Below are 26,063 nucleotides of genomic sequence, written 5' to 3'. Positions count from 1 at the left end.
CGCGGCGCACCGGCGCCGGGCAGCGGGCGGAGGCCGCGACGCTCGCCGCGGAACGCCGGCATCACCACGTCACCGTCGCCAGAAGAAATGATGCACCACGCCACTGGGGCTCGGGATCCGCTCCAGGTGAAAACGGTCGACGAGTTCATCGGGGCTCTCCCACAACCTCTCGCCGCGACCGAGTTCGGCTGGTGCGACGGCGATATGCATCGTGTCGATCAGGTCGGCGTCGAGGAATTCCCGGACCGTGGCGACACCACCGCCGATGCGCACGTCCTTGCCCTCGGCGGCCTCGAATGCCCGCGCCAGCGCTGCTTCCGGCGTTGCGTCGAGAAAATGGAAGGTGGTGTCTCCCAGCGTGAACGACGGACGCACGTGGTGGGTCAGGACGAACACCGGTGTGTGGAACGGAGGTTCGTCTCCCCACCAGCCCTGCCACTCGTAGTTCTCCCACGGCCCCCGCTGGGGACCGAACTTGTTGCGTCCCATGATCTCGGCGCCGATGTTGTTGGTGAAGTCGCGAGTGCAGTAGTCGTCCAAGCCGTAGGTCCCCCCTGGTTCGGTCCGGGTGGGCCAGTGCGCGGTGGCGCCCGTCCAGAAGAAGAGCGCACTCGGATCGGCGTGGCCGAAGGGGCGCTCGAAGCTTTGCCCTTCCCCGGAACCGTAGCCATCGGTGGAGACATTGAAGTTCTGCACGCGGACCAACTGTGCCATCGGAAACCCTTTCTGGTTGCAATATGCAATCAGTAGGCAACTTACCTACACTGATCCCATGGTGCAACCAGTTGCTCATGACAAGCTGCCAGTCCCTCCGGGGAAGTCGGGCTGCCCGATCAACATGACGATCGAGCTGCTCGGGGACCGTTGGAGCTTGATCGTTCTGCGCGACATCATGTTCGGCGGCTTCACCCACTTCCGCGAGCTGCTCGCCGCGTCCATGGAGGGCATCGCGTCGAACATCCTGGCCAATCGCCTCGCGAAACTCGTCGACGCGGGCCTGCTCACCCGCGATGACGACCCGAGCCACCGCCAGAAGGTCGAATACCATCTCACCGAGGCAGCCATCCAGCTCGTCCCGGTCATGGCCCAGCTCGGCGCGTGGGGCGCGCACTGGTTGAACACGGCGCCGGAGCTGACCGTGCGAGCCGAGCTGCTGGCCGCCGGCGGTCCCCCGCTCTGGGAGCGATTCATGGCCGAACTCCGCGCCATCCACCTGGCCGGAGCGCCGATACCGACCGACGGCGTGCTCGCGGAACTGACCGCCGCCTATCACGAAGCAGCAGCCGGGGCGGAACACGACGCCGCCGGATAGGTCCGCCTGCCGCCGCCGAGAGGCGTTGGCCTCCGTCGGCAGTGCTGTGACGAGCCGGGTGGGGCTGCCGGTTCCGCGCGGATCGGAAGCGATCAGCGATTCGCAGTGCTCGGGATCGGCGTTTTCACGTATCCCGCGGACCGCGCGACAGCCGGACGCCCGCCGAGCCGAGCCAGCACCCATGCAACCAGCGCGGACAGCGCATAGAGGGCGCCGACCCCACACGAGGCCCGCCACCCCCACGAGCCGTATGCCCACGTGGTCGTGACCGCCCCGAGGGCGGACCCGAGGGAATAGAAGGACATATAGACGCCGATGACACTGCCCGCGCGATTCGGATGCGCGGCCGTGAGCAGGTGCTGACTGCTCACGTGCACGGCTTGGACGGCGAAGTCGAGCAGGACGATGCCCGCCACGAGCAGCCCCAGGGACGAGCGGCCCTGGGCGATGAGCACCCACGAGCCGATGAGCGCTGTCAGCGACCAACCCGTGATCGCCTGGGCGTGGCCCGCGTCGGCCCATCGTCCCGCGCGGGCGGCACCGAGCGCTCCGGCCAGGCCTACCAACCCGAACAGGCCGATCTCGGTGGTGCTCAGGTTCCAGGGCTGAGCACCGAGCGGCAGTGCGAGCCCGCTCCAGAGGGTTCCGAAGGATGCGAACAGGAACAAGCCGATCAGGCCCCGGCTCAGCAACAGTCGATCGGTGCGCACGAGCCGCCCCATCGACGCCAGCACCTGGGTGTATCGCGCACCGGTCGCCCTCCGGTCCGGGTACAGCCTTGCTCGGGCGAGGATGCCCAGTGCCGCGCAGAGGATGGCGAGCAGTGCGTAGACCGCGCGCCAGCCGACCGTGTCGCCCAGCGCGCCCGCGAGGACTCGGGCACCGAGAATGCCGATCACCACACCCGAGGTGACGGCGCCGATATTGCGGCCCCGCTCGCTCGGTTCGGAGACGGCGGCGACATAGGCGACCGTCACCTGCACCACGACCGCGAACATCCCCGCCACGGCCAGTCCCGCCGTGACGAGAATGCCGCTGGGTGCGGCGGCCGCGATCGCGGCCCCCACGGCGGTGAGCGCCAGATGCGCGGCGATGAGCCGTCGGCGGTCGACCACGTCACCGAGCGGGACCAACAGCATCAGACCGGCGAAGTAGCCGATCTGCCCGGCGGCGACCAGCCGGCCCAGCGACTCCGGCGGCAATTCCAGATCGCGCCCTGCCGCTGCCACTACCGGCTGGATCGCGTAGACCGTCGACACCGCCACGGCGCACACCAGCGCCAGGATCCATCGCTGGGATCGGGTTACTCCCGTCGACACCGCGCCTCCTGATTAGTAGCAGAATGAAACCATTCGACCGTAGGCATAATGGTTTCGGATTGCAACCGAATGGAAAGGAGCGTTGTGCCCCCGACGCACGGTTCGTCCCGCGACTGGACCGATCCCACCTGCCCCGTGGCTCGAACGATCGACCTGGTCGGCGATCGGTGGAGCCTGCTGATCGTGCGCGACGCCATGGACGGCGCGGCCGCGTTCACCGAGTTCCGGCAGCGTCTCGGGATCGCGCGGAATATCCTCGCCGACCGTCTCCGCCGACTCGTCGACCACGGCATCCTCACCGCCGACCCGGCTCCCGGAGGCAAGCGCCGCACCTACGAACTCACCGAGGCCGGACAAGACCTCTTCACCACCATCGTCGCGTTGCGGCAATGGGGAGAACGCCACGCCTTCGGCGACGACGAGCCGCACTCGACACTGCTGAGCCTCGACGGCAGCCCCGTCGCCGAACTGCGCCCCGAAACCCCGGCCGGAGAGCCCCTCACAGCGGCAACGGCCCGAGTCCGCAAGGTCGGCTGAGCCATGCGGCAGTAGTGGGCTGGTGGTCCGCTCACTCCCCCAGGCAGCTCAGCGCCCGCATGGCCTCGCGCTCTATGCGTGCGAGATCGCAGAGAACCGCGCCCGCCTGGACGAGAGGCTGCGCGTCGCCTGAATCACCGGCCGCTGCGATCAGTGCCGCGACTTCGGTCCATAGGGTGGCTGCCTCGGTGTACAACTCGAGGCCGGTGCGCAGGTGGGGGCTGTCCAGTATTCGGGTGCATTCGGCGAGGAAGTTCCGGTAGAAGTTACGGAACAGGGCGCCGCCGGTACCTGCCTTCTCCATCAGAAGGGCAACCTGCGCCAGGTCCCGCCGCGGGTCGTCGGTTCGCCGCAGCCAGGTGGGCACCAGTTTGCCCGCCTTCTCGATGCCCCGGTGGCCGAGGTTGGCGATGGGCGGGTCGAGGAAGGCGCGGGCGCAGGCGGTGATTGCCGGAATGATGCGGCTGGGTAGGGACGGCGGGTTCCTCGGGACGGTGAGGGTGAAGGACCGGTGCCTGGCGGTCATCGGGCCGCGCGCGGCTCTGGCTTCGGCGAGGCTGGTCAGACTGGTGGACACCTTGCCGCCTTGCTGATCGGTGTCCACCAGGTAGGCGTCGCGGTCGTCGTAGCCGTACATGGCGACGATGTGCCCGCCGAAGTGCACCTTCGACGTGAAGTAGTCCAGGTGGTAGCTGTCGAGCTGAAGTCCGACGGGGTGGCCTGCGTCGATGGGAGCAACCACGTTCGCCCAAGCCCTGCGAGGGGACGCGGTCTCCTGGACCGCGAGTTCCAGCCCGAGTCGGCCAGCCAGATTCCTGGTGAGGTCGAACGGCTTGGCCCGTCCGCCGAGGAAGGGGAAGCCCATGGTCTTGCTGTCCCAGTAGACGAAGGACAGACCGGAGCCGAGGCCGAAGAGCATCGGCTCGGAGAGGTCGATGCCCTGTTTCCGCAACAGCACCCCCAGAGCTGTCGTCTCGCAATGCTGGGCACTGCGGACATCAATGTCTCTCACCGCGGTCATGTCATGCCTTCCTGGGCGCAGATCGTCAGCCCTTCGCGCGGCGCCTTTGCCTGCCCGACGGAGTCGGCGTCACCAAGGAGTGGGCGCAGCGCACTCGTGGATGGTGACGGAAAGAGCGTTGCCGACATGGTGGACTCTCCCGTGACGGGAGAGTCCAACCGCCGCGACCTCTGCGCCTAGGAATTCGATCTACGGCGGAGCACAATGACTGCAGGGATGAATGTTCGAGGGTGATCCGTCCTGGTCGACTGATCACTTCGCCCACCGACCGAGGGGCGTAACTGACGACATGCATCGAGATGGCGAACGCCCGAAAGGGCTTTCCGTTTCCGCGCTGGCGGCGGTGGCCAACCCGTCGTACTCGCGGATCGACACGTGGAATCTGCTCGACGACGCGTGCCGCAGACTCGCCGATGTCAACAGCGCCGGGCTGGACACCACCCACGAAGCCGCCCGGGTGCGGCGCCTCCTCGATCGTCTCGGCGCTTACGAGCGGTACTGGCTGTACCCGGGCGCGGCGCGGCTGACGGCGTTTCGCGGATACCTCGCCGATCTGGCGACGGTACGGCTCGCCGAGGAAGTGTCGCTGGCCGTGCGCTTGCTCTCGGAGTACGGCGACCGCGCGGCGTTGTTCGACACAGCCGCGCCGCTGGCCGAGCAGGAACTCGTGGCCCGGGCCAAGCAGCAGCAGTTCTACACGGTCCTGCTCGGCGACGATTCCCCGCCCGAAGCGCCGGAGGGCCTGGCGGAGAGCCTGCGGGCGCTTCGCGAATCGTCGGACGATGTGCAGTTCGAACTGCTCGTCGTGGCGAGCATCGAGGACGCCATCACCGCCGTCGCGCTGAACGGCGAGATCCAGGCGGCGATCATCCGGCACGACCTACCGCTCCGTTCCCGCGACCGGCTGCCGTTGATGACCACATTGCTCGGCGCCAACGACGGCGTGGTCGTGACCGACCGCGCCCCCGACTGGGTCGAATGTGGCGAGTGGATCCGGAAGCTGCGGCCCCATATCGACCTGTATCTGCTCACCGACGAATCGATCGCCGCGGAGACCGAAGCCGAGCCGGACATCTACGATCGCACGTTCTATCGGCTCAACGACGTCACCGACCTGCACAGCACGGTGCTCGCCGGGATCCGGTGCCGTTACGCCACACCGTTTTTCGATGCCCTGCGGGCCTATGCGGCCGCGCCGGTCGGCCAGTTCCACGCGCTGCCCGTCGCGCGGGGCGCGAGCATCTTCAACTCCAAGTCGCTGCAGGACATGGGCGAGTTCTACGGCCGCAACATCTTCATGGCCGAGACGTCGTCCACCTCCGGCGGGCTGGACTCCCTGCTCGACCCGCACGGCACGATCAGGGTGGCGATGGACAAAGCCGCCGAGACGTGGTGTGCCGACCGGACGTACTTCGTGACCAACGGGACGTCCACCGCGAACAAGATCGTCGTGCAGGCCCTGACCCGCCCGGGCGACATCGTCCTGATCGACCGCAATTGCCATAAGTCGCACCACTACGGCTTGGTGCTCGCCGGGGCGTACCCGCTGTACCTCGACGCCTACCCGCTCGAACAGTTCGCGATCTACGGAGCCGTGTCGCTGCACACCATCAAGAAGGCGCTGCTGGATCTCGAGGCGGCCGGCCAACTGGATCGGGTGCGCATGCTTCTGCTGACCAACTGCACGTTCGACGGCATCGTCTACAACCCCAGGCGCGTGATGGAAGAGGTGCTGGCGATCAAGCCGGACATCTGCTTCCTGTGGGACGAGGCGTGGTACGCGTTCGCGACGGCGGTGCCGTGGGCGCGACAGCGAACCGCGATGGTCGCCGCCGAGCAACTCGCATCGACGTTGTCCTCGCCGGGATACGCGGAGGAATACCGCCGGTGGCGTGCGTCGATGCACGGCGTCGACCGTGCCGAGTGGAGTGATCGCCGCCTGCTTCCCGACCCGGAACGTGCGCGCGTCCGCGTGTACGCGACGCATTCCACCCACAAGTCGCTGTCCGCGCTGCGGCAGGCGTCGATGATCCATGTCCGCGACCAGGATTTCAAAGCGCTCGCCCGTGAGGCATTCGCCGAGGCGTTTCTGACCCACACCTCGACGTCGCCGAATCAGCAACTCCTGGCGTCGTTGGATCTGGCCCGCAGGCAGGTCGACATCGAGGGCTTCCAGCTGGTCCGGCACGCCTACGACATGGCGTTGGTCTTCCGTCACCGCGTCCGCAAAGACCGGTTGATCGGCAAGTGGTTCCGCATCCTCGACGAGGACGACCTGGTGCCCGACGAATTCCGGCCCTCCGAAGTCCGCTCGTACCGGCAGGTCAGGCAGGGTGGCCTGGCCGAGTGGAACGAGGCGTGGCGGTCCGATCAGTTCGTGCTCGACCCCACCAGGGTCACCCTGTTCGTCGGCGCGACCGGCATGAACGGGTTCGACTTCCGCGAGAAGATCCTGATGGATCGCTTCGGCATCCAGATCAACAAGACTTCGATCAACAGCGTGCTGTTGATCTTCACCATCGGCGTCACCTGGTCGAGCGTGCACTACCTGCTCGACGTGTTACGCCGGGTGGCTGCCGACTTCGAGACCAGCCGGAGCGCGGCCGGTAAGGCCGATCGCGCCCTGCAACAGCGCCGGATCGACGAGATCACCAAGGAACTGCCTGCACTCCCCGATTTCAGCGAGTTCGACAGCGCGTTTCGTCCCGACGGGGCCAGCTCGTTCGGGGATATGCGATCGGCGTTCTACGCCGGGTACGAGGAGTCCGACCGCGAGCATGTCCTGCTCGGCGACGCCGGGCGGCGGCTCGCCAAGGGGATGCCGCTGGTGTCCGCCACCTTCGTCGTCCCCTACCCGCCCGGCTTCCCCGTGCTGGTGCCCGGGCAGGTGATCTCGACGGAGATCCTGTATTTCCTGGCCGAGCTCGACGTCAAGGAGATTCACGGATACAACCCCGACCTCGGGCTGTCGGTCTTCACCGAAGCCGCGCTCGCGCGGCTGACCGCGGCCCGTCATGCGGGTACCGCGGTGTCCGGCGGTCTGTCCGAGGCAGCTGCGGCGCCCGTGAACCATCGTCGAGTCGGGATCTCGTAAGGCGGTCCGGCAAGTTTCCCGCAGCCCGGGCGGGCGAACCCGGCGCGACGAGCGACGATGCCGCACACTGCTCCCATGACGCCCGAATCGCGAACCGGATCGATGTTCCGCTGGACCGAGGTCGGCACCGGCGGTGTGATCGCCCCCGGCGAGCGATTGACCTGGCCGCGCACGATCGGGATCGGGTTGCAGCATGTGGTGGCGATGTTCGGCGCCACCTTCCTCGTGCCGGTCCTCACCGGGTTCCCGCCGTCGGCGACGTTGCTCTTCTCCGGGGTCGGAACCCTGCTGTTCCTGGTGATCACCCGCAACCGGCTGCCGAGCTATCTGGGTTCCAGCTTCGCGATCATCGCTCCGGTCCTCGCGGCGACCGCCTCGCACGGAATGGGGGCGGCGCTCGGCGGAATCGTCGTGGTTGGCGTCCTGCTGATCGTCATCGGCGTGGTGGTGCACTTCGCAGGCACCCACTGGATCGAGGCGCTGATGCCGCCGGTGGTCACCGGCACCATCGTCGCCCTCATCGGGCTGAACCTGGCTCCGACCGCCAAGACGAATTTCGAGAAGGACGCGATCACGGCGACGGTCGTGCTCATCCTGCTGATCCTGTGCCTCGTGCTCTTCCGCGGATTGCTCGGCCGGTTGGCGATCGTCGCCAGTGTCGTGCTCGGCTATCTGCTCGCGCTCGCGCGCGGTGAGGTCGACACCGCGGCGATCGGGGACGCTTCCTGGGTGGGGCTGCCCGACTTCCACGCACCGAGCTTCCACCTCTCGGTGCTGCCGATGTTCCTGCCGGTGGTGCTGGTGCTCGTGGTGGAGAACATCGGCCACGTCAAGTCGATCACCACGATGACCGGCATCGACTACGACCGGCGCCTGGGCCGCGCGCTGGTGGCCGACGGCGTGGCGACGGTGCTGGCCGGCAGTGGCGGCGGCTCGGCGACCACCACCTACGCGGAGAACATCGGCGTGATGGCCGCGACGAAGGTCTACTCGACCGCTGCCTACTGGGTAGCCGGTGCCGCGGCGATCGTGCTCAGCCTGTCACCGAAGGTGGGAGCGGTGATCGCCGCCATCCCGGCCGGGGTGCTCGGTGGTGTGACGACCGCGCTCTACGGCTTGGTCGGCATCCTCGGCGTGCACATCTGGGTGAGCAACCGGGTGGACTTCGGTAAGCCGATCAACCAGTTCACCGCCGCCATCCCACTGGTCATCGGTATCGCCGATTTCACCTGGGTGATCGGCGACCTCGACTTCGGCGGCATCGCCCTCGGCGCCCTCGCCGCACTGGCGATCTATCACGCGATGCGGCTGATCGGTGGTTGGCGCGGAACGGTCGTAACCCACCCCGCCGACGAGGCGCGCAAGCCGGAGAAATCGACGGATCGGTGACCCTCGTCGTATCACCGCCTCGGTGATTGAGGATCGCCGATCCGGGTAGGCAGGAGTCGAACACCTGTTCTGCCGACGTGAGGAGTGGCTATGGTGCAGCCGAAGCCGGAGAAGGATCCGGATCAGTGGACCACCGGCGAGGAGCCGATGACCGGCCCGCAGGAGTCCTATCTGCACACCCTGGCCCAAGAGGCGGGCGCGGAGGTGCCGGCGGAGTTGACGAAGGCGGAAGCCTCGCAACTGATCGACGAACTTCAGCAGCACACCGGCCGCGGCGCCTGACCGGCTCGGTCGGAGCGTCTACGCCTCTGAGGAGAATCACTGATGAACCATCCGTACGACGCCGCGAACGACGAAGGCACGCACGAAAACCCGGACGATCGAGAAAAGGACGTCCTCGAGGGCGGGTCCGAGGCTTCCGGCGACTTGGCGGGCCCAGGCCCCGGAGACGGCCGGGAGAAAGACCCGGACACGTAGATCAGGCGCCGCGGACCGGGGAGGGTTCACCGCCGCTCCGCCGGTAGCGAAAGCCGGCTCGCCCGGGAGCCCGCCTGTTCGAAGCCCTCGTGCCGACCGCCCTCGATTGTGACCTCCGGCGCCGCTGCGCAGGAGCATGATGAGACAGGTGAGCCACGCCGATGGGCAGGACGCCGCGGACCGCACCGGACCGGAGGACGAACGTCCCGACCGGGTCGGCAGCTTCCGGTTCTGGTTCGACGACCAGCGCTGGGAATGGTCCGACGAGGTGGCGGCGCTGTACGGCTACCTCCCCGGCCAGGTACAGCCGACCACCGACCTGGTGCTGTCGCACAAACACCCCGCCGACCGCGCCGCCGTCGCCGACGCCCTCGCCACCGCGGTCCGTGACCACGGCGCGTTCTGCAGCCGCCACCGCATCATCGACACCGCGGGCAATGTCCGGCACGTGCTCGTGGTCGCCGACCACATCTTCGACGGCACCGGCGCGGTCGTGGGCACCTCGGGCTACTTCATCGATCTGACCGCCACCGTCGACCAGCAACGGCGTGAAGCCCTCGACGAGGCGCTCCCGGAAGTGGTCGAGGCCCGCGCGGCGATCGAGCAAGCCAAAGGGATGCTGATGCTCGCCTACGGCCTGACCGCCGAGCAAGCCTTCCAAGTGTTGCGGTGGCGGTCCCAGGAGACGAACACCAAACTGCGGGTGCTGGCGGCCAAATTGGTCACCGTCGCCGCGGCGGCCGGTGGCGGTCCCGTCGAGCAACGGACCAGGCTGGACCATCTCCTGCTGACCATCCACGAATACCCCGACTGACCATCGCCCGGCTCCGTCGCGGCGGCGGCACGCTCGCCCGCTCGGAATGCCCGGCGCACCGGCTTCGCGTTGCGAGCGGCTCGGTGAGCGCTGCGCTGCCGGCCCAGCGGCGCGCTGTCGCGGCGGACCCACTGGAAGCGGCGTTCCGTTTCCGTCTCGTCGGCGTGGGTAGCCCGCAGGGGCAACGCTGGAAAGCTCGCGCATGCTCCGGATTCGAGGGCAGGAGCGCTGCGGTCCAGGTCGGGAAAGCACGTCCGGTCCGGTGGGAGGAACAATGACTCGTTCGCTGATGAAGGTCGTAGCCGCGGCAGCACTCGCGTGCGGACCGATCTCGGCCGGCGCGGGCACGGCGGCCGGTGTTCCGCAGTTACCGCCGCCGCCGATGGGCGGCGGCTCGGGCATCGCGATCGACGACCGAGCCGAATGCACGCTCACCACCATCGGTTACGACGCGGCGAACAGGTTGGTGGGATTGACGGCGGGCCACTGCGGCGAACCCGGGGCGCACGTCACGTCGGTGACCTATCCGAGCTACGGGGTGCTGGGGCGATTCGTCTACGCCGATCACGAATTGGACTACGGAATCATCGAATTCGATGCCGCACGGGTCGCTCCCACCCGGGAGGTCGGAGGATTCTTCATCGACGGTCTCGGCGGCCCCGCGCAATTTCCCGACGTCGTGTGCAAGAAAGGCCGGACCACCGGCCGGACCTGCGGTGTCGCCTGGGGCGACCTGATGGGTGACAGCAGCGATACCTGGACCCAGATGTGTGTGCTCAAAGGCGATTCCGGCGCGCCGGTGGTCCTCGGTTCGACGCTGGTCGGCATGGTCAACGCTTATCTGGGCATGGGGTGCCTCGGCCCCGAGGTGGGCACCGACATCAACGCCATCCTCGCCGACATCGACTCCCGCGACGGCGTCGGCGCGGGGTTCCGGCCGATCTGAGCCGCCGACAGGATGATCGCGAACCAACACCAGGCCGGATAGGCGATCGGAGCTCGGCCGGATCCATCCGTGGTCGCGACACGTCGAGCGAGGTCGGCACTGCCGGCGGTGAGTACCGCGGCCACGCTGCCGGTCAGTCCGCCGGTGCGGCCGATTCGACGGCGTCGTCGTACACCTGGAACGCGTCGCGGACCTTGGTCGCGAGAAATCGCATGCGCTCGGAGGTGAGATAGCCGCCGCGAAAAGCCGTCTGGTCGAGTTCGGCGGCAACCTGCTCCAACGCCAGGCGCGCGTGCCTAATTGTCGGTGTCTGCCGAGTCATGAACGGGTTGTACCAGCGCACCTCGATGAAGCCGCCGCAACGCGCCGATCCGTGTCCTCTTGTATTTCAACGGGCGGCCGAGACAATTTCCGACTTCGAGTACGGAAATGCCTCATAGCGGATACCTATCGACAACCGAATGGTTGAGGGAGAAAGATCATAGCTGACGGTCGATGATGCCCGCCCGGGGGAATCCACACAGGTCCCATGATTGGACGCCCGAATGATTATCAAGAAATTGGTGGCGACCGCCCTGTTGGCCGTAGCGTCGACAGGAATAGCAATGGCCACAGCGCATGGTGAGGGCACCCTGACAGACCTCACGATGAACGGGGTGGATGGTCCTATCTCCTACACGACGACGCTGGCGGCGGATCACCGCACCGCTACCGTCGATCTGGCCTCGGGGAAGTTCGAGGTGACGCCGGATGCGGTCGAAGTGATCGCCGACAACGGCGCGATCGTCGGCACGATACCGACGACACTGCGTATGGAGACCGGGCAGAACTTCAGCGTCACACCCGCGCTCGACCAGTCGGGTAGGACGTTGACGTTGACACCGGCGGCCGGCGTGCCGTCGCCCGCGGCGGTCACACCGGAGATTCAGGGCTTGATGCACGACGCCCTGTTCGGCGGCGCGGTGATCGGTGCGGCGATCGGCTGCGCGATCGGCATCGCCATCGGAATCTGGTTCTTCATCGTCGGCGCCGTCATCGGTTGCGCGGTCGGCGCCGCAGTCGGTGCGTGGTTCGGCTTCTTCTTCACGCCGTTCTGATCCATCGGAAGAACCGAATCGAGGTAATTCACACGGCCGGGCGGGTCACCGATCCGCCCGGCCTCGCATTACTCGAAATCGTCGACGACGCGACCCGACGATATAAGCGCCCCTATTCCGGCCGCCGCACATCCACTCCGCCCATCCGACCGCTGCTCGCCGCCTCGGCCGCGCCATGGGGCCGCCACGGCCCGCGGCTGCTACCCGGCCGACCGTGCGCTATCGGGGGGCACGGTGCTCTTGGCACCCACCATGCGTACGAGACTGAAGATGGGCAGACCGATCACCAGATGTTCGATACCGGTGGAGATACCCACCCAGAGGTGGCTGGACAGAGCCAGGGGAATGATCACCGCCGCCGCGGTGAGGATTCCGACGATCCAGCCGAAGAACAGTTCCGGTGACGGAGTGCCCAAGCGGAGCAGATACCAGAGCACGCCGGCCAGCAGGGCGCAGATGAAGGCCACCACGGCGAACCAGTACGCGTCCTGGGACATCGGGCTCCACACCCCGAACTCACCGCTCTCGGTGACCCGGGTGGCGATGATCTCGATGATCCAGGCGCACAACCAGGCCGCCAGCGCGGTCACCACGGCCGCCGCGATCACACCGCCGACGAACATGCCGATGTTGACGTCCGGACCCTGGTGTGGCCGCGACCGACGGGCCGGACGGTCGGACTCGTAGGCGCTGTAGCCGTGATCCTGGTCCAACCCCGAGCCGTGGCCGTATCCGGAGTCTTGGCCGTACCGGACGTCTTGGCCATAGCCGGGCTCTCGGCCGTATCCGGCATCTTGTCCGTATCCGGGATCTTGTCCATACCCGCGATCGCGGTTGTATCCGGGATCACGGTAATTCCCCGGCTGATAACCGGGTTCATAACGTGCGGTGTGCTGGTCGCGCGGATCCATGGGATTCAACCGCCGATCACCTCCGTCCGAAGCATGCGTGTGCGTCGAGTGTAGGGCCGCCCCGCACCGGCTGCTGCCCGCCTCCCGAACTCCATACCGGTGACGCCCGCACCATCGAGCACACCGCTTCGATGGAAACCGCTGCCCGGCAATGGCCTTCTACCGAGAATCCGGAAGCCACTCGCCTTCTCCCTCCCCCCGCAGCAGTGAGACGCTCGCGCACAGTGGCGGATTCGACGCTTTCGAGTGCGAATCCGCACGCCTTGGCCGACACCGTGGTCGGCCTGCTGCCCCGCTGCGGGGCGGAACGGCTCGACGACATCCGCCTCGCGCTCCCGGCCACCGAACCCGAGCCCGACCACGAGCATTCCGCCTCCACGATCTCGGACAACGACGACGACCCGGAAGACGACGCGTTCCGCAGCGCCGCGTTCTGAACCGAGGAGTGATCGGCGCGGGTCACCGGCGCCGCCTGTTCAGCGATCGGTGAGCCGGAGCGGGCCGCGAACCTGGCGGGCCACCGCGCGGAACCAACCGGCGTCGTACCGCCCGCCCTCGGCATCGAAGGCGGGCCGAAGCTCGTACCAGCGCAGGCCCGGCAGCCGATGGTGCATCCCGTGCAGATTGAAGCTCAATGCCAGCAGCTCCAGCGGTGCGGGCAGTTTCAGGTTCAGCGCCTCGAGTGGCGCATCGAGAGCGGTGCCGTAGTGGTAGGCGTTGTCCGACAGCGAGACGATGGCGTCGCGCCCGGCGAGCGCCGTGAGCAGCATCCACCAGTCGCCGCCGTAGGCGAGGAACGCCGCACCGTACAGCAGCGCGATCGCGGCCGCGTCGACGCGGAACTGCCGCGACACCTCGGGTTGCGCGAGGCGTCCCAGCAACGGCCCAGCCACCGTGTCCGGCCCGTCCGCCGCGCGGGCGAGCCTGCGCACCGCCGCGGCGGGCAGCGCCGCCAGCACCACCGCCGCGACCTCGACCAGATACAGCCCGCCGAACAGCCGCAGGTAGTACCCGGGCGCGGCCTTCGCCCAGCTGGACTTCGCCGGATCGTAGACCTGGGCGCGCTCCCTGATCCGGCTGTAGCGGTGATGCAGGAGATGACCGGCTTTGAGCAACGCGAACGGCGACCTGCCCCACGATCACCCCTACGGGGATTGTCGCGCCCCTTACGTCCACGCAACGAAACGGTGCCCGGATCGCCCTCGTCCACACCGGTGCGGTGTACGAGTCGCTGGACGGGGACGGCGCCGGGTGGGTTTCGACGACCACCGGTCCGGGCCGTCGGCACCGGCGACCGACCGGCGAACCCGCCGCCCGAGCAGACGCGGTACCAGGACCGGAACGAACCGGTAACGGTTCTGTCGTGCGGGATCGCGAACTCGCCCCACCGCCGATTCGCCAGTGGGATGCTGGCTCGGCCGCAGAAGCCACAGCAATCGCCTGCCATGAACCGCCGGGGTGCCCGGTGGCCGACCGCGAAAGGCGAGAAACCATGAAGCTCACAGTCATCGGCGGTACCGGGCGGATCGGGTCGCAGGTGGTCCGGAAGCTGACCGCGGCCGGGCACGAGGCCGTCCCCGCTGCTATGTCCACCGGTGTCGACCTGATCAGCGGTCAGGGGCTGGACCAGGCGCTGGAGGGTGCGCAGGTCGTGATCGACCTGGCGAACTCGCCGACCTTCGACGAGGCGTCGCTGGAGTTCTTCCGCACCTCCATGCGCAACCTGCTCGCCGCTGGGCAGAACGCCGGTGTCGGGCACCAGGTCGTGCTGTCCATCGTGGGCGTGGACCGGGTGCCCCAGCTCGACTACTACCGGGCCAAGACCTTGCAGGAAGACCTGCTGCGGAAGGGGCCGACGCCGTACTCCATCGTGCGCGTCACACAGTTCTTCGAGTTCATGGACTCGGTGCTGTCGTGGACCTCCGACGGCGAGACCGTCCGCCTGCCCGCCACCCCGATCCAGCCGATCGCCGCCGCGGATGTGGTCGACGCCGTCGTCGAGGTCGCCACCGGAGACCCGCTGGGCGGGGTCCGCGACGTCGCGGGCCCGGACGTGTTCACCCTCGACGAACTCGGCAGGCTCACCCTCGCCGCACGGCACGACGACCGCATCGTCGTCACCGACGACACCGCGGGCATGTTCGCCGCCGTCCCCGGCGATGTGCTCACCGCGGGCCCGGACGCGCGCCTGGCGCCCACGCACTACCGGGAGTGGCTCCGGAACACCCTTTGAATCCGCCGACCGATCAGGCGAACGGCCATCGGCTCAAGCGGTACTCGGCCCGTGCCTCGTATGGCCGTGCGCCGAGCGCACGCGCACGGTCGCGCGCGGCCACCACCTCGTCCCGCGCGCCGGGGAGACCGAGGATTCCGCGTGCGGTGCCGCGGTAGAGGCCGGACGGCCCGAGACACACCAGACCCGGCCATTGCACCAGCAGCGTCTCGCCCCAGCCCTGGGTCAGCGGTTCGAGTCCGGCGGTGAGCTCGACCACCCGGTCGCGCTGCCGCGGCGCCCGCCGGCCCACCGCGAGCAGCGCCTCGAGCAGCAGCGGCACCCGCACGACGACGCGCGGGCCGTGCCATCTGCCCGGCAGCGCGACGATCGACTCGATCGACGACATCGCCCGGTCGTGGTCCCCCAGCTCGGCCGCGGCCATCGCGACCACGAGCGCGAAATCCTCGTCGAAGTCCTCGGCCATGCGGTCGGCCTCGGCCAGTGCCTCGCCGAGCCGTCCGCGGTGCCACAGCTCGATCGAACTGCTGGTCAGCACCGAGGCCTCGGCGAGCAACCGGGCCTGATCGTCGACCGCTCCCAGATCGGCGGCGAAGCGCGTCATCAGCGACCGGGACCGCTGGTAGTCGCCGCGCAGCACCGCGAGCATCACCTGCCACCACAGCTGAGTGGCCGCGAGGTCGGTGCCGCCGTCGGCGGCGAGCCGGGCGAATTCAGCCGACAACCGGCGCACCAGCCGCAGGTCGCCCGCCTCCAACGCGCAGACCCGGCGCAGATGGACCGCCGTCGCCCGGGCAGCGCGATCGTGCCCGGCGAGTTCCTCGAGTTCCTCGGCGATCTTGCGCCGGTCGGCGACGGTCGCCGGATCCCAGGTGCACACGAACTCGGCCAGCAGCACCTGCGGCCACGACCGGCTGCCCGGTGCGCTCCGCGCCCGCGCTTCGGCCAAGGCGTCGAGATCGCCCGCGAGGCCGTGGATCGCGCGATCGGCGGCCTCGATCGCCTCCACCTCGGCCACCAGATCGGCGTCGAGATCGAGGCGGTGCGCCAGCGCCTGCGCCCGCAATCCCGACGAACCCGTCTGCACCACACCGTATCCGGAGAAGTATCCGGCTACGCCGCGCGGCGCGGCCAGCAGCGCGGTCCGCGCCAGCCCGGCCCAGTCACCGCGTTCACCGCAGCGCCGCCCCGCGCGGTCGAAACAGGCGGCGGCAGCGTCGTAGCGGCCGAGGCGGTTGTGCGCTTGTCCGGCCAGCCAATCGAATTCGATCGCCGCCTCCGCGTCACCGGGATCCGTGTGCCGCAACCCGCGCGCGGCGAGTTCGGCGCATTCGGTGGCCGCGTCGCGCCGCAGCGCGTCCCGCGCCGCGGCGGCGCAGGCGTCGGCGGCGGCGGGATCCAGCGCATCGAGCGCGGCCGCGCTGCGATGCACGGCCTGCGCCACCAGCGCGCCGGGCCGCAGGTCGGCCAGGGCATCCGCGATCCGTTTGTGCAGCGACGCCGTTCGTACCGCGCCGATGGTGGCCAGCACGGCGGCACGCACGAGTTCGTGCCCGAAGGCGACGACACCGTCCTCGACGGAGACGACCCGCGCGGCGACGAGTTCGCCGATCCGGTCGTCGAACCGCGGTGCGCCGTCGGCGGCGGCGACCAATCCCACCGGAGCGTGCGGGCCGATGACGGCCAGCAGCTCGGCGAGCGCACGCGCCGACGGTGGAACGGCGCCCAGTTTCGCCGCCGTGATCTCGGTGGCCGCGCCCCCGACGTCCAGCGGACGTCCGGCCCGCACGAGATCGCACAGTTGCGCGGCGACGAAGGGGCTGCCGCCGCTCAACGCGACGATCTGCGCGCGCACCTCGGGAGCCGACAAGCCCGCGTCCACACGCACCAGCTCCGCCACGTCCGCGTCGGACAGCGGCGAAAGATGCACCGTGACAGCCGAACCCGCGTCCTGAAGCAGCCGCACCGCGGCGTCCACCTCGGGCGGGAGCGGCTCGGGCCGCATGGTGAGCAGCAGCAGGACGGGATGGGCGCGCAGCACGCGCAAGGCCGCCGCGATCATCCGCACCGAGTCGGGGTCGGCCCACTGCACGTCATCGATCACGGCGACCATCCGGCCGGTCTCCCGCACCACCTCCGCGAACAGCGCGGCGAGCGCGCGCGGCGTCGGGATCGCGGGGACGGTGCGCCCGGCCAGCGCCGCCTGATCCAGCCACGGCGTCAACGTCGCCGAGGCGGAGGAATCCACGCCGCTGCTGCCCGCGGTGAAGAAGGCCGCGTCGCCGTGGCGTCGCACGCTGTCCTCGACGACGGCCGTCTTGCCGATGCCGGGCGCGCCGCGCACGGTCACGACGACCAGCCCTCGCTGCGACCGTTCGCGGGCGCGGTCGAGTACGGCGGCGACGTCGTCGCGCCCGACGAGCGCCGACCGTCGGGGCGACGGCGACGGCGGCTGCGGCGGATTGCGGATCTCGTTCTCGACCCGGGCGGTATCGGGCGCGGGATCCAGGCCGAACTCCTCGCGCAGCGCACGTCGCAGCCGGGTGAGCACGTCCAGCGCCTCGGAGACCCGTCCGCTGTCGCGCAGCGCCAGCGCCAGCAATCGCGCCGTGCCTTCCCGATGCGGATGCCGCCGGCGTTCGTCGGTTAGCAGTGTGACCGCGTGCCCGGCCCGGCCCAGCACGATCAAGCCCTCCGCGCACAGTCCGATCAGTTCCGACCGCAGCTCGTCCAGACGCGCCCGCTCGGGAGCGAGTTCGGCGATGTCACCGACGTCCGGCAGCGCCTCGTCGCGCCACAGCCGCAGAGCGCGTTCGAGCAGATCGACGGCGCGTGCCACGTCGCCGTCGGCGTGCGCCGCGCGGGCGTCCCTGGACAGCACGTCGAGCAGGTCGAGGTCGGTGCCCGAGCCGCCGCACCGCAGCACGTAGCCGTTGGGGCCCGTCTCGATTCGCACTTCGGGCAGCGGCCGCAGCGCCCTGCGCAATCGCGACACATAGCCCTGCAGCGTGACCAGGGCACTCTCGGGCGGGCGTCCCCGCCAGAGCAATTCGCACAGATAGTCCGCGCTGCGAGCGGTGCGCTCGGCCGCCAGGATGACCAGGAGATCGGCGTGTTTGCGCGCCGGGATGGTGATGCGGGCGCCGTCCGGGCCGCGCACCTCCAGCGGCCCGAGCACCGCGATGGCGGGCGGGTCGTCGCCGGACCGGCCGCGCACCAGCGTCACACCAGCGCCCTCGTCGACTCTTGGCTCATGACACACACAAAAGCACTCCTGCCAACCCCGGCCACCGGCGACGAGCGGACCGTCGGCGGTCCCTCCCGCGAGACTGTACTGCGGATGTGCGGCGCCGCGCTGACCATCGGCGGCGTCCTGTGCATCGCGGGCGGCACACTGCATCCGATCGTGGCACGCAAGGGCCATTCGGTCGAGGCGCTGACCAGCCCGGGGACACCGATCGCCCAGACGCTGCTCGGCGTCGGCACCGTCCTGCTCGTGCTCGGACTGCCCGGGATGTACGCGTGGCTGCGGCCGCGACTCGGCACGGCCGGGTTCCTCGGCACGGTCTGTTACCTGCTCGGCAATATCGTCACCGCGACCGGGCATCTCACCGTCGAATTGTTCGTCGCCTACCCGTTCGCGCAGGACCCGGCGACCGCGCACCTTATCGCGGACAACGACAACATGATCGATACGACCGCGTTCGCGCTGTTCAACTCGATCGGCGGTCTGGTCATGCTCGCCGGCATGGGCCTGCTGGGCGCGAGCATGCTGCGCCACAACACGGTTCCCCGCTGGATCGCGGTGCTCACGCTGCTCGGCATGGTCGGATTCTTCCTGCCGATTCCCGCCACCCAGGGGTTGTCCGGATTCATCTACGAAGCACCGCGCGGCATCGCCGTCGCCGCCATCGGCGTGCTGATGCTGCGCAGCCCGGCCGGGCTGCGACGCTGGGCGAAGCACACGCGCGGCCCGTCCGCACCCGACCACGAGCGGACCGCGTGACCGGGCCGCTCCGGGTCGAGCCGAGATGTCGGCACCGCGGCTCGGGGGCAGCCGCGGTGCCGACATCGGCTCACTCGCTCGCCACCGTCGCCGTGGACATCGCCCAGAAGTCGGCGTAGCGGCCACCGTCGCGCAGCAGCTCGTCGTGGCTGCCTTGTTCGACGATCCGGCCGTTGTCCAGGAAGACGATGTGATCGGCCCGGCGGACGGTCCGCAGTCGGTGCGCGACCATCACCACCGTGCGTCCGGCCATCAGCCGCTCGATGCCGTCGTGCACGGCCGCCTCGTTCACCGGGTCCAGCGCGGAGGTGACCTCGTCCAGCAGCACGATGGGCGCGTTCTTCAGCAACGCTCGCGCGATCGAGACCCGCTGGCGCTCACCACCGGACAGCAGCGCGCCGCCCTCGCCGACCTTCGTCGCCCAGCCGCCGGGCAGCCGCTCGATCACCTCGTCCAACCGGGCCGCGGTCGCCGCGGCCCGCACGTCGGCTTCGGTGGCGCCGGGACGGCCGAGACGCACGTTCTCCTCGATGGTGCCGTCGAAGAGGTAGACGTCCTGGAAGACGATGGCGATCCGCTCCATCAGCACGTCGGTGCTGATCGCGCGCACGCCCGCTCCGCCGACGCGCACGGTGCCGCCGTCCACGTCGTAGAACCGTGCGACCAACTGCAGCAGTGTGCTCTTGCCCGCGCCGGAGGGGCCGACGATGGCGACCCGCCGTCCCTCGGGCACGGACAGCGACACGTCGTCGATCACCGTGCGGCCGCCGTGCCGGAAGACGACGGACTCGAAGACCAGGTCGTGTCCGACCGGCCGGATGGGCCGGCTGGGTTCCGGCAGCGGCTCGGTGCGCAACAAGGTGTCCAGGCCGGCCAGCACGGAGCGAGCGCTGCGGAGTTTGCCCGCGATTTCCGACAGCGACAGCAGCGGGTCCGCGCAGCGGGCGGCGAGCACAAGAAGGGTCAGGATCTCCGCCGCACCGACGTCGCCGCCGAGCGCCAGGTAGGCGCCAAGGGCCAGCAGCGCGGTGAACATCGCCTGAACCGTGAGCGCCAAGCCCACGATGCCGGGCAGCGCCGACAGCACGGCGCGGCGGGAGGCGCGTTCGAGTCCCGCCAACGAGTCGTCGAGCAGGCGGAATCGTTCGGCGGTCCGGCCGCCCGCCCGCAACACAGGCTGCGCCTGCAGATATTCGATGACGCGGCCCGTGGCCTCCTCGGCGCGTTCGGTGCGTTCGGCGTCGGCGGCGGCCATCGAACGTCCCGTCCAGATCTGGATCGCCGCCACGATCGGCACGGCGGCCAGCGCGGCAAGCCCCATGCGCCAGTCGTAGGCGAGCATCACGGCGACGATCGTCAGCGGAGTCACCGCGGCGTTGATCATCGGCGCCAGCAGATGCGCGATCACGCTCATCGCCTGCAGCACGCCCTCGCTCGCCAGCACCGACACCTCTCCGACGCGGCGCGCGGTGAACCAGCCGAGCGGCAATCGGGCCAGGTGATCGCCGAAGCGGCGATAGACCCCGCGCAAGAGCGTGGTCCCCACCAGGAATCCGGACAGATCGCTGCGATAGCGCAGCGCCGCGTAACCCGCGATCGCCGCTGCGAAGGCGATCAGCCAGGGCCACGCGTCGGTGGGCGTGTTCCCGAACAGCGCCCGCAGGACCGGGACCAGAAGCGCGTAGGACAGCCCTTCGGCGATCGAGGTGGCCGCCATCAGGGCCACGGTGCGACGTACGGGCCTGGCGTACTCGTGTCCCAGCACGCGCAGCAGGATTCGGATCATCGGGACTCGCCTCCTCGCGATGTCCGGTCGGCGACGTCGGCGGGCCGCCGGGTGGTCGCGTTCCGGCGGCCGCCCCACGCTCCGAGCTCGCGCCGCAGCACGCCGCCGAGGGTTTCGATGTCATCGGTTCGCGCGGATCGCTGCGACCGCCAGAAGTCGGCGAACTTGCCGTCCCGCGCCAGCAATTCGACGGGGCTGCCGCGTTCGACGATCGATCCGTTCTCCAGCAGCACGACGGCGTCGGCGTCGGCGATCGTCTCGAGACGATGCGCGATGACCAGGATCGTCCGATCGCCCTTCAGTGTCGTCAGGGCTCGGCGCACCGCCTGCTCGGTCTGCGGATCGGCGAAGGCGGTCGCCTCGTCGAGCACGAGGACGGGCGCGTCGGCCAGCAGCGCGCGTGCGAGCGCGATCCGCTGCGCCTCACCACCGGACAATCCGGCATCGGCGCCGATGACCGTCTCGTATCCGCGCGGCAGCTCGAGAATCCGATCATGGATGTTCGCCAGCCGCGCCGCCCGGACCACGGCGTCGCGGTCGGCCTGCGGTACCGCCAGCGCGATATTGTCCGCGACCGAGGCACGCAGCAGTCGTACGTCCTGGAAGACGAAGGAAACCGTCCGGTAGAGCTCCCGGCTGCCGAGTGCGCGCAGATCGACGCCGCCCAGCCGGACCGAACCGTGGGTGGGGTCGTAGAACCGGGGCAACAGCTGAACCAGTGTGGATTTCCCGCTGCCCGACGGCCCGACGATCGCGGTGACCGTCCCCGGCTCGAGTACCAGGTCGATACCGCGCAGCACCTCGTGCTCGGCTTCGTAGCCGAATCGGACGTCCCGCAGTTCCACCCGGTGCCCGCGCGGCGCTGTCGGGCGCGCGGGTTCCGGCAGCGACGGCACCGCGAGCACGTCCCGGATCCGGCCGACCGCGCGCTGCGCGGCCTGCAGATCGTCGAAGCCGTGGCCGAGCGCCGCGACCGGAGCGGTCAGGCCGAGCCCGAGCAGCAGGAACGGCAGCAGATCCGCCGGGGCGAGCGAACCGCTCGGGATCAGCACCGCTCCGCCGAGCAGCACGACCAGCAGCACGAACGGCGGCGACAGCACCACCTGCATCGCCGCGCCGATCCCGGCCAGACCGTGCACCATGCGCAGGAAGGAGTCCGCGAAATCGTCGGTGGCCGTGCGGAACCTGCGGTGGGCGCGCTCGCCGGAGCCGAACGCCTTGACCACCGAGATGCCCTGGACGAACTCGACGGTCGCGCTCGCGATCCGGCCCATTCCCGCGTCGAAGTGCTTCTGCTCGCGCAACCGGGTGGGGGTCATCATGAGGGGCACCAGCGCCACCGCCAGCACGACCGGTATCAGCGTGATCAAGGTGAGCCGCCAGTCGACGGTGAACAGATAGATCAGCGATACCAGCGGCACCACGAATGCGGCGACGAGTTCCCCCGGGGTGTGCGCGATGAGCGGATGCACGGCATCGACGTCCTTGCCCACGATCTTCGCCAGCTCGCCGCTGCCGCGCCGCGAGAACCAGCCGATCGGCACCCGTCCCAGGCGCGCGGCCAGGTGCCTGCGGAACGCCAGTTGCACCCGGCCGTCGAGCCGATGCCCGATGCCGGACGACGCGGCCGTGCACAGCAGCCGGACGAACATCCCGCCCGCGCCCGCGAGCACGATCATCCGGACATGATCGTGGTCGACAGGGTTGGGCGACAGAAGAGTTCGTCCCAGTTCGACAACCGCGAGCAATGGCGCCAGGCCGGCGACCGCGCCGATGATCTGCAGGACGACGACGGCGGCGAAACCGCCCGCGAAGGGGCGCAGCAACTTCGCCGCGCTCGGCTCCGCCGGGGAATCGACGTCCGGCGCGGGTGTGGTGGTCTGATTACTCGCCTCGGCGAGGTCGATGGTGGTCATCGTTCTCCCGCCTTCGTCAAGCGCTCTGCTGGGCAGCGGTTTTCGAGCCCGTCGACGCGTCCGCGCTCAGGGCGCGGCGCAGGGCGGCGGCGAGTTCGGCGCTCTGGCGCTGGGATACCCCGGCGGACATGATCGCCTGTGACCCGTGGAAGGTGCCCGGCCACTGATGCAGTTCGACCGGCACGCCCGCTTGCAGCAAGCGCAGCGCGTAGTCGATGTCTTCGTCGCGGTTCGGGCAGAACTCGGCGGTGGCGATGTAGGCGGGCGGCAGACCGGACAGATCGGCGGCCCGTGCGGGCGCGGCGTACGGCGTCGCGGGCGTGGCGCCCAGGTAGTGCTGCCACATCTGGGTGACCTTCGCCCGAGTCACGAAGGGCGTGTCGGTGAAGGTGCGCGCCGACCAGGCCTGCTGCCGGTCGTCGAGGACGGGCTGATTGAGCAGCTGGAAGCGGATCGACGGCCCTTGCTCGTCACGCGCGCGCAAGGCGACCGCGGCCGCTAGGCCCGCACCGGCGCTGTGGCCGCCGATCGCGATCCGCGCCGGGTCGATGCCCAGCTCGGCCGCATGCTCGGCGGTCCAGGCCAGCACCGCGTAGACGTCGTCGTGGGCGGCGGGAAACGGATGTTCGGGGGCCAAGCGGTAGCCCACCGAGATCACCGTCGCGCCGGAATTGTCGGCGATCAGCGTGGCCCACGGATGTTCGGTGTCCAGATCACCCATGACGAATCCGCCGCCGTGCAGCCAGATGATCGCGCCCCGCGCCTCGCGGGGCCGATAGATTCGGACCGGCACCTCGACAGCGCCGGGCACCGTGCGGTTTTCGATCTCCAGGTGCGCGATGGCCGGTGCCGGGATCGCGGCGGCCAGCGCGGCGAGTCTCTCCCGCGCCGTCCCGGGGTCGGACAGGTCGGCCGGGGGGAAGAACGGAACTGCTGCTTCGAGTTCGGGATCCAGGATCATGCCGTCGATCGTCGCGCCCGCCGGGCATGCTCGGCTTCCGGCGACAGGAGTCGCCGTGTACGTGAATCCGCGTACGACGGTCGCACCAGGCTGCGTCGGTCGTCGTAGCCTATCGCGCACGCGTCAGCGAAATAAGCAGCGATTTCTTGCTGTTCGCGACGCTGACCCGGAGCCGGGACCTACACGGCACCGGCTACTGCGTGGGATCGCTCAGCCCCGTTTGGTAGGCGATCACGACCAGCTGCGCTCGGTCGCGCGCACCCAGTTTCACCATCGCGCGGCTGACATGGGTGCGTGCGGTGGCCGGGCTGAGAAACAGCGCGGCGCCGATCTCGTCGTTGCTCATGCCCTGCCCCACCAACGCCAGCACTTCGCGCTCGCGATCGGTCAGCACCGCCAGCCGCTCCTGTGCGGACTTGGCGGCCCTGCGCTGCGCGGTGAACTGGCCGATGAGGCGGCGGGTGACGCGTGGCGCGAGCAGCGCATCACCGGCGGCGACCACCCGGATGGCGTGCAAGAGTTCGGCGGGTCCCGCGTCTTTCAGCAGGAATCCGCTCGCGCCCGCCTGCAAGGCGTCGAAGACGTTCTCGTCGGTGTCGTAGGTGGTGAGGATGAGCACTCTGACCTGCTCCATCCCGGCGGCCGCCGCGATCTGCGCGGTGGCGCGTATCCCGTCCAGCCGCGGCATGCGGATGTCCATGAGGACGACGTCGGGGCGAGTGGCGCGCGCGAGTTCGACAGCTTCCGCGCCGGTGGTGGCTTCACCGACCACCGTGATGTCGTCTTCCAGGTCGAGCAGGACTCTGAAGCCGGAACGGACCAGGCGTTCGTCGTCGGCGAGCAGGACCTTGATCGGTGGCGTGGAGTTCACGAGCGCGATCCGATCGGGGTCAGGGGCAGGCGGGCGGTGACCTCGAATCCGCCGCCGGGACGCGCGGCCGCGTCGAGTTCACCACCGAGCAGCCGGCAGCGTTCGCGCATTCCGACGATGCCGCGGCCGGTTGTGGGTGAGCCGTCGGGACGCGCCGGGACCTGCGCGCGGTCGCGGCGGCCCTCGTCGGCCACCCGGATCCGCAAAGTGTCGATACCGGGTTCCAGTGCCACCGTCACTCTCGTCGGGCCGACGTGCCGGATGACATTCGTGATGGATTCCTGCACGATGCGATACGCGGCGCTGCCCACCGCGCTCGGCAGCGGCGTCACCGGGGAGGTCTGCTCGACAGCGATGTCGAGCCCGGCGTCGCGGGCCTTGCCGACGAGTTCGTCGATCTGGCCGAGGCCGGGGTACGGCTCGCGTTCGTCGCCATCGCGCAGGACCCCGAGGATCGCGCGCATCTCCCGCAGTGCCCGCGAACTGGTTTGCTCGATGGTGCGCAACGCTTCGCGGGCTTGTTCCGGTCGCTTGTCGAGCACGTGCGCGGTGACGCCGGATTGCACGTTGATGATGGCGATCGCGTGGGCGACGGTGTCGTGGACTTCGCGGGCGATGCGCAGCCGTTCCGCGTCGACGCGCGCCCTGGCTTCTTCGTCGCGAGACCGTTCGGCCAGTTCCGCCCGTTCTTGCGCGTCGGCGGCGATGACCCGACGCGACCGGACGGACTCACCGAGGATCGTGCTGATCACCGACGCGCCGATCCGGAAGAACACCCAGCCGATGGCCACCAGCGGCTTGATGTCCGCCGCGGCGATCAGCCAGCCGAGGGCGAGCACCGTGATGCCCCCACCGGCGATCAGCAGCGACCGCCGCCCGTCGCCGTAGGCGGCGAGGGTGTACAGGGCGACGAAGAGCGCGAGATAGGAAGCGCGGTCGGGGAAGCCGAGACCGAAATACGCCAGGCTGGCCAACGCCGTGACCACGAACACCGCCACCGGCTGTCTGCGGCGCGCGGCCACAGCCAGGCCGCTGACGATCAGCAGGACATATCCGAAACCCGACACCGGTGTGTAGGCCGGCTCGAGCGGCACCGGGATCGCGGCGCTCTGCACCTGGATCACGGTGACGAACAGCGCCAGCAGGACATCCGGGAACCAAGTGGGCCGACGCGAGAACCAGGCGGACAGCCGTCGCGACGCCGCCTGCACAACCATGCCGTGAGCGTACGGCATCCGCGCGTGCTCCCGCTCCCGCGCGGGCGCGCGACCGGCTACGACGATCGACGCAGCCGACCCCGGCTCGCCTACGCGTACGTGCGTAGGCCGGCCGACCCCGTCGCCTGGACGACCGGGTCTCCGGGTTGCTCCTGC

At 69.4% G+C, this 26,063-nt stretch carries 24 protein-coding genes; 12 read left to right on the top strand and 12 right to left on the bottom strand.

Annotated elements, in window-relative coordinates:
- Positions 1–69: 69 nt before the first annotated feature.
- Positions 70–714, bottom strand: a complete 645-nt coding sequence (locus tag GVY64_RS07120; RefSeq protein ID WP_159839786.1) for a dihydrofolate reductase family protein — start codon at positions 712–714, stop codon at positions 70–72.
- Positions 715–772: 58 nt separating this feature from the next.
- Between GVY64_RS07120 and GVY64_RS07115 the strand changes: the two genes are divergently transcribed.
- Complete coding sequence (locus GVY64_RS07115) at positions 773–1,312, top strand: winged helix-turn-helix transcriptional regulator (RefSeq protein ID WP_159839785.1); 540 nt, start codon at positions 773–775, stop codon at positions 1,310–1,312.
- Positions 1,313–1,404: 92 nt separating this feature from the next.
- Here the strand turns inward: GVY64_RS07115 and GVY64_RS07110 are convergent, their stop codons facing one another.
- A complete protein-coding gene (locus GVY64_RS07110; RefSeq protein WP_159839784.1) occupies positions 1,405–2,631 on the bottom strand; it encodes an MFS transporter in 1,227 nt (408 codons plus the stop codon).
- Positions 2,632–2,715: 84 nt separating this feature from the next.
- On the opposite strand from GVY64_RS07110, the gene GVY64_RS07105 reads away from it, so the two are divergent.
- On the top strand, positions 2,716–3,168 hold the full coding sequence (locus GVY64_RS07105; protein ID WP_236566674.1) for a winged helix-turn-helix transcriptional regulator: 453 nt from the start codon (positions 2,716–2,718) through the stop codon (positions 3,166–3,168).
- Between the two features lie 31 nt (positions 3,169–3,199).
- On the opposite strand, the gene GVY64_RS07100 is transcribed toward GVY64_RS07105, so the two are convergent.
- Positions 3,200–4,189, bottom strand: a complete 990-nt coding sequence (locus tag GVY64_RS07100; protein WP_159839782.1) for a BtrH N-terminal domain-containing protein — start codon at positions 4,187–4,189, stop codon at positions 3,200–3,202.
- A gap of 289 nt (positions 4,190–4,478) precedes the next feature.
- Here GVY64_RS07100 and GVY64_RS07095 point away from each other — a divergent pair, with 289 nt between their 5' ends.
- The 6 genes from GVY64_RS07095 to GVY64_RS07070 all read left to right on the top strand — a co-directional run bounded on the left by GVY64_RS07095 (position 4,479) and on the right by GVY64_RS07070 (position 10,909).
- Positions 4,479–7,283, top strand: a complete 2,805-nt coding sequence (locus GVY64_RS07095) for an aminotransferase class I/II-fold pyridoxal phosphate-dependent enzyme (RefSeq protein ID WP_159839781.1) — start codon at positions 4,479–4,481, stop codon at positions 7,281–7,283.
- A 75-nt stretch (positions 7,284–7,358) separates the two neighbouring features.
- Positions 7,359–8,672 carry a uracil-xanthine permease family protein gene (locus tag GVY64_RS07090; protein ID WP_236566673.1) on the top strand — a complete coding sequence of 438 codons (1,314 nt, stop codon included), beginning with the start codon at positions 7,359–7,361 and terminating at the stop codon, positions 8,670–8,672.
- Positions 8,673–8,762: 90 nt separating this feature from the next.
- Positions 8,763–8,954, top strand: coding sequence for a DUF3072 domain-containing protein (locus tag GVY64_RS07085; protein ID WP_159839780.1), 192 nt, complete (start codon positions 8,763–8,765; stop codon positions 8,952–8,954).
- A gap of 42 nt (positions 8,955–8,996) precedes the next feature.
- Entirely contained in the window at positions 8,997–9,149 is a 153-nt protein-coding gene (locus GVY64_RS07080) for a hypothetical protein (RefSeq protein ID WP_159839779.1), read from the top strand.
- Between the two features lie 139 nt (positions 9,150–9,288).
- Positions 9,289–9,963, top strand: a complete 675-nt coding sequence (locus GVY64_RS07075; protein WP_236566672.1) for a PAS and ANTAR domain-containing protein — start codon at positions 9,289–9,291, stop codon at positions 9,961–9,963.
- A 274-nt stretch (positions 9,964–10,237) separates the two neighbouring features.
- The gene (locus GVY64_RS07070) at positions 10,238–10,909 is read left to right on the top strand and encodes a serine protease (protein WP_159839777.1); all 672 of its coding nucleotides are present in this window, start codon (positions 10,238–10,240) and stop codon (positions 10,907–10,909) included.
- 133 nt (positions 10,910–11,042) lie between these two features.
- Here the strand turns inward: GVY64_RS07070 and GVY64_RS07065 are convergent, their stop codons facing one another.
- On the bottom strand, positions 11,043–11,231 hold the full coding sequence (locus GVY64_RS07065) for a hypothetical protein (RefSeq protein ID WP_159839776.1): 189 nt from the start codon (positions 11,229–11,231) through the stop codon (positions 11,043–11,045).
- A 283-nt stretch (positions 11,232–11,514) separates the two neighbouring features.
- Here GVY64_RS07065 and GVY64_RS07060 point away from each other — a divergent pair, with 283 nt between their 5' ends.
- On the top strand, positions 11,515–12,006 hold the full coding sequence (locus tag GVY64_RS07060; RefSeq protein WP_236566671.1) for a hypothetical protein: 492 nt from the start codon (positions 11,515–11,517) through the stop codon (positions 12,004–12,006).
- Positions 12,007–12,206: 200 nt separating this feature from the next.
- On the opposite strand, the gene GVY64_RS07055 is transcribed toward GVY64_RS07060, so the two are convergent.
- On the bottom strand, positions 12,207–12,917 hold the full coding sequence (locus tag GVY64_RS07055) for a hypothetical protein (protein WP_442939536.1): 711 nt from the start codon (positions 12,915–12,917) through the stop codon (positions 12,207–12,209).
- Between the two features lie 224 nt (positions 12,918–13,141).
- On the opposite strand from GVY64_RS07055, the gene GVY64_RS07050 reads away from it, so the two are divergent.
- Positions 13,142–13,354 (top strand): hypothetical protein, encoded by a 213-nt coding sequence (locus tag GVY64_RS07050; protein WP_159839774.1) that lies wholly within the window; start codon positions 13,142–13,144, stop codon positions 13,352–13,354.
- 39 nt (positions 13,355–13,393) lie between these two features.
- Here the strand turns inward: GVY64_RS07050 and GVY64_RS07045 are convergent, their stop codons facing one another.
- The gene (locus GVY64_RS07045; RefSeq protein ID WP_159839773.1) at positions 13,394–14,032 is read right to left on the bottom strand and encodes a fatty acid desaturase; all 639 of its coding nucleotides are present in this window, start codon (positions 14,030–14,032) and stop codon (positions 13,394–13,396) included.
- Positions 14,033–14,409: 377 nt separating this feature from the next.
- On the opposite strand from GVY64_RS07045, the gene GVY64_RS07040 reads away from it, so the two are divergent.
- Positions 14,410–15,150 carry an SDR family oxidoreductase gene (locus GVY64_RS07040; protein WP_159839772.1) on the top strand — a complete coding sequence of 247 codons (741 nt, stop codon included), beginning with the start codon at positions 14,410–14,412 and terminating at the stop codon, positions 15,148–15,150.
- A 13-nt stretch (positions 15,151–15,163) separates the two neighbouring features.
- Here GVY64_RS07040 and GVY64_RS07035 read toward each other — a convergent pair whose 3' ends face one another.
- The gene (locus GVY64_RS07035) at positions 15,164–18,376 is read right to left on the bottom strand and encodes a BTAD domain-containing putative transcriptional regulator (protein ID WP_159839771.1); all 3,213 of its coding nucleotides are present in this window, start codon (positions 18,374–18,376) and stop codon (positions 15,164–15,166) included.
- A 27-nt stretch (positions 18,377–18,403) separates the two neighbouring features.
- Between GVY64_RS07035 and GVY64_RS07030 the strand changes: the two genes are divergently transcribed.
- A complete protein-coding gene (locus GVY64_RS07030; RefSeq protein WP_159839770.1) occupies positions 18,404–19,156 on the top strand; it encodes a hypothetical protein in 753 nt (250 codons plus the stop codon).
- A gap of 70 nt (positions 19,157–19,226) precedes the next feature.
- Here the strand turns inward: GVY64_RS07030 and GVY64_RS07025 are convergent, their stop codons facing one another.
- The 5 genes from GVY64_RS07025 to GVY64_RS07005 form a co-directional block, all read right to left on the bottom strand.
- Entirely contained in the window at positions 19,227–20,942 is a 1,716-nt protein-coding gene (locus GVY64_RS07025; RefSeq protein WP_159839769.1) for an ABC transporter ATP-binding protein, read from the bottom strand.
- On the bottom strand, positions 20,939–22,858 hold the full coding sequence (locus GVY64_RS07020; RefSeq protein WP_159839768.1) for an ABC transporter ATP-binding protein: 1,920 nt from the start codon (positions 22,856–22,858) through the stop codon (positions 20,939–20,941). Before GVY64_RS07020 ends, GVY64_RS07025 begins: the two co-directional genes overlap by 4 nt.
- Before the next feature lie 16 nt (positions 22,859–22,874).
- Complete coding sequence (locus GVY64_RS07015; protein ID WP_159839767.1) at positions 22,875–23,819, bottom strand: alpha/beta hydrolase; 945 nt, start codon at positions 23,817–23,819, stop codon at positions 22,875–22,877.
- A 193-nt stretch (positions 23,820–24,012) separates the two neighbouring features.
- The gene (locus tag GVY64_RS07010; protein WP_159839766.1) at positions 24,013–24,690 is read right to left on the bottom strand and encodes a response regulator; all 678 of its coding nucleotides are present in this window, start codon (positions 24,688–24,690) and stop codon (positions 24,013–24,015) included.
- A complete protein-coding gene (locus GVY64_RS07005) occupies positions 24,687–25,907 on the bottom strand; it encodes a sensor histidine kinase (RefSeq protein WP_159839765.1) in 1,221 nt (406 codons plus the stop codon). The genes GVY64_RS07010 and GVY64_RS07005 overlap by 4 nt, the downstream gene beginning before the upstream one ends.
- Between the last annotated feature and the right edge of the window lie 156 nt (positions 25,908–26,063).

The organism is Nocardia sp. CY41 (assembly GCF_009829325.1).
Lineage (GTDB): Bacteria > Actinomycetota > Actinomycetes > Mycobacteriales > Mycobacteriaceae > Nocardia.
This window is presented reverse-complemented; position numbering and strand designations above follow the sequence as displayed.